At 30.9% G+C, this 4,546-nt stretch carries 2 protein-coding genes; both read right to left on the bottom strand.

Going from position 1 to position 4,546, the window contains the following annotated elements; translation table 4 throughout:
* On the bottom strand, nucleotides 1–599 hold a 599-nt coding region (locus N1F73_RS03470; RefSeq protein ID WP_260360124.1), incomplete at its 3' end, for a hypothetical protein.
* A gap of 293 nt (nucleotides 600–892) precedes the next feature.
* Nucleotides 893–4,546 (bottom strand): hypothetical protein (locus N1F73_RS03465; RefSeq protein WP_260360123.1); only part of this gene is annotated, 3,654 nt, incomplete at its 5' end.

The following is a 4,546-nucleotide window of genomic DNA, read 5'->3' as shown; positions in this document are numbered from 1 at the left end:
TCTTTTGGCTCTAATTTGTAAGTCGCTCTTACACGGAATGTTACATTTTCGTTTTCATCATAAGTGATATCACTAAAATGATAGTCGTACTGATCTTGATTTAACATATTGCCAATTAACATTTTTGCTAATTTTAGCAATTTGCTTTGATCTTGTCCCGCTTCTTGATTTAGTTCGTTTATTTTTTCACTGAAGTGTGCCGCTGTTAAATCCTTATCACCTAATCCTACAACATTAGGATCGTTCAAATCGTCTTTCGCTGTTCTAAAACCAGTAGTTTCAAAGTCTAAACTGATATCTCTTCTTTTAATTTTACCTGTAAAGTTATATTTAATACCAGCTACAGCAACTGCATTAACATCGTTATAACCGTATGACAAAATGGTAACCCCGTAATCTTGTGGGTCAATTTTTTTATCTTTGTAGTAAAAGACTATGTCATCAACAGTAACTTCACCAACTTTTTTAAGTAAAGCTTCCTCTTTAATTTGTGGATATATATCTTTTTCCAATCTTGCTTCTAGGATCGCAATTAAACCGACGGTAGTGGTTGTAGCAACCGCTCCTGTGGCAAGAGTTGTTAAAATCTTTTTCTTCATTTTTCCTCCTTCTAATTAAAAAAAGTAATGCTATTTATATTATTTTTAACTAAAATAACTTTTATACATTATAATTCTTTTTTTTACGAACAAATATCTCGTAGAAATGTTATCCATCATGTAAGAAACAAAAACCTTTCTTATTTTTAAAAAAGTTTTTTGTTGCTTAACTCAGATAAATTCAATATTAATATTGCGATTTATTTAGTGTTAAGAAATTGATAAATCTATAAAAAGAAAAGTCGAAGAATATTCTTCGACTTTTGTCTGATTGCGTTTATATAGAAATAATTTTATCTTATGTTCTCATTGTTATAATCGATATCGACTCACTTAAAGTCACCAATATTGATTAAGTTTTTCATCGCGCGGTAAATGCTTTTATAAATAAGCTCTGTGTACAGACTAACAGTATAATCACCACCACCCTTGTTGATATTGTATTCTTTTAGTCACATTACAGGAACACCTGTTCCTGCCCCTTTTGCCATATACTCACCAGTTCTATTAAGCATTGATAATAGAAGTTCTTTTTCTTTTTCTAATTCACGCAGTTTTCTTTTTTTAGTTAAGTCATTTGGATTTTGTCTTAATTGTTCTTTAACTTGCTCTATGTCATTGGTATAAAGTGCTAATAATTTATAAATGTTAGCTTCTAGATCTCTACCACCTAGAACTGGAGCAAGTAATACATTTCTAGAATTATTTTCGTCGGTAAACTTAAATAATTCAAGATAGATTTTACCAGTGTAACCCAGATGTATAGATGATGCTGATTTACCTGAACCTGATCATGTGTCGGTAGGCGATTTATATCACCAATAATCGTTTACTTTGTGTTCTGCTCATTTTGTTGCAGTTAGATTTGAAATAAAATCAATTCATTTTTCTCTTAGGTCTATTTTTTCACTTCCTGTTGATGAGTCAAATATTTTTCCTGTTTGTGGAACACCATTATTTAAGTATTCAAACAAGTGTGAAAACACAGCGGTGTGTCAATTTCTGCTATAGTTCAGACCAACAGCATACGCATTCATGTTATATCCACCAGAGCCATAATGATCATATGTATAACCAAATTCAGGGAAAGTAGAATTTATATTGTTATAAATCATATCTGGTTTTAATTCATTTAGCATAAATGAATTGTAATTACTAAATAGATATGAATCTGCTGGTTTTGTATTTGATATATATCTATCATTTACGAATGTAATTTCAGAATTTTCGTTATGTTCTTGTTGCCATACATAAGTTCGTTCCTTAGCGGGTTCATCATCAGGATATCCTCTAAAGCTTATGGATTCAATGTTATAGATATAGAATGCTTTAAGATCTCCAGAATTAAATTTAAATTTAATATTACCACTAGCGTCTTGTTCTATATTTACAAAATTAATTGTTAAATCGTGTTGTAGCGGTTTTGGTTGAATTGCATCATAATCCAATTCTTTGAAAGGATGTTTTTCCTCTTCTTCTTTAATAGCTTGTTTTGTTCTAACATAAGATCAATTTTTGTCAATTTGAGCTAAACCTTTTAGACGGATCGAAACACTACCATCTTTTATGGTAACACCTTCAGTTTTGAAACCAGATAGAATAAACTCATTGTTTGAAGCTGCTTCGATTAATTCGATTGGATTAGGATGGTCTCCTGATCGTTTGCCTGGGATATTTCTAAATAGAAGGGTTACATTTTCGGCTTTAATATCTCCGTTATTTTGCACTTTGAAATTACTTTGGTTAGCATATTTTGTATTAATCAACTTATTAGAACTTAAAATTGTTTGAGCACTTTCTCTACTGCTATCGGCAACTACAACTTTTTCTAATGAATACAAGCCGTCTTTAACAAATCTGTTTCTTAGGAATGTAAAACTTAATTCTTTTTTATCAAAACGAATTGGCTCAGAAATAACTCTTACACTTTGTTCATTTTTAGCAACAATATATAATCATTTATCTTTTGAATAGTCACCTTCAAGTTTATCAATTTTTAGATAACCAATAACATCTCTTTTTTTTCAATTAAATATTCTTGTCATATTTTCATTGAATGGACTATAGGTTGTTGGTATAAAGTATGTAACATCGTAAATGCTATCTACTGTTTCTTGAATTCTTCTTAAATCGTCTTCAGGAACATCTAAATTAGGATCGGCTTTTAGGTCGTTTAATTGGTTTATTAACTTTCTTTTTTCAGGGTTGAAATCTGTAATGTCCGTTGTGGGTTCAAGAACTTTATCGATTTTCGCTTCTTTCAGAATTCATTTTAGATCGTTTAGTGTTTTACCATTATTATTCAATCTCTGTTTTAAATTGTTTTTTTGTGGCGAATCATCTTTCAACTCGTTTACAGCTGCTGTGGCCGAGCTATAGGCAATTTGTCAATTTTCAGCTTTAGTTTTAATTGCTTGTAAGTCAGCGATTGTTTTATCAGTGTTTGCTAAAGTTGAACCTACTTCGCCTAATTCTGTTCCTAAAGTAGCTTTATAACCTACGTCATTTATTTTTTCAATTTCAGCAGTTGTCAAGTCTAACTCAGTTTTAATTGCGTCGACTTTTTTATCTAAACCATAAGCGGTTGCTGCTGTATCTTCATTAATGTCATTTCCTAATCTATTAGTTGAATTTCATTGATTGGTTAAGCCGGTTTTAATACCTGTCGCTCTTGAATCAAGAATATCAATTTTAGTTTTAACACTTTTTAATTTTGTTTTTAGACCACTCGCTTCATCTCTTATGTCTTCAAGCCATTTTATGTTTTCGGGGGTTGTTCCGTGCACTCTATCTAATTCGGGCTGTAAGAAGGTTTTTTGACCATTGTTCGATAAGCTGTTTATATTTCTTTGCGCTTCAACTTTAGTTTTATTGAACTTCATTTGGTTCAACAATGAGTCAGCATCACCTACCAAGTAACCATTGATTTCATCGAAAGTAGAATACGAATTTGAAGCTGGGTTATCATTTGATTTAGTGATGTTTTGAATTGCGTTTTTATAAATATTCTTAACGTTTTGAGGTATATCTTTATCATTGTTGAAGTCATTTAGGAAATAATCTCTAACGGTTTCAAAATTTCGTTTTAAGGTTGGTAAGCCATTAATTAATCCTTGTATTTCACTAATGGTATCAGCTTTACTACTATCACGGAAGCTTTTTTGTAAAACATCACGATACTTACTTACATTAATTGTATTTCCGTTTTTATCAGCAAACGCTTTATCAATTTCGGTATTAAATTCACTAGATTTTTCCACCGTATTTGCTGCTAATGTTTGCAATTCTAATAGTTTGTCACCAATCGTTTTTCTATCAGTAGCATTCGGTTTACCATTATAGTTTTGCTCTGCTAAGCTTTTTTCATTATTCAAGTAAGTACGAGCGTTAGTTGGCATTTTAACTATTTCATCTTCCAATTGAGTAAGTATACTTTGGTTCGTTGCTTTTGCTTCTTTTTCCAATTCCAATGCTTGTGCTGTCGTAATAGATTCTGATTCAACCTCACTTAATTTGCTTTGTCTATTATATGATGGAACTAAAGCTGGTAATTTTTCAATAGCTTCTTTGGCACGATTTACAGCTATGGTGTGTTCACGCTCTAATATGCTATCAACCTTGTTCATAACATTATCTAATGTGCTCATTGAACTATTGTTATTAAATAGAGTTTCAAGATGAGCTTTTTTATCATCATTTGAAGGTAAAAGATCTTTTACTTTCTTTATTTTTTCTCTTAATTGACTTAATTTTGCATCAACTTTAGCTCTATCTAACGCTTGTTTATATAGTGCTGCTAGTTCATTGTAATTTTGTTTATTCTTATCAGTTTTAATTTGATTAATTTTTTGTGTTAAAGCGGTCTTAATATCACTTGGCAGCAGTGACTTAATTTTATTTTCAACCAAGATCATTTTTTGATTTAGTTTTCCTGTGGCTTCGGCTGC

This window comes from Mycoplasma sp. HS2188, from assembly GCF_025209835.1.
In the GTDB taxonomy this organism is placed as follows: Bacteria; Bacillota_I; Bacilli_A; order Mycoplasmatales; family Metamycoplasmataceae; genus Mycoplasmopsis.
The sequence above is the reverse complement of the archived record's forward strand: the minus strand, read 5'-3'. Positions and strand labels throughout refer to the sequence as shown.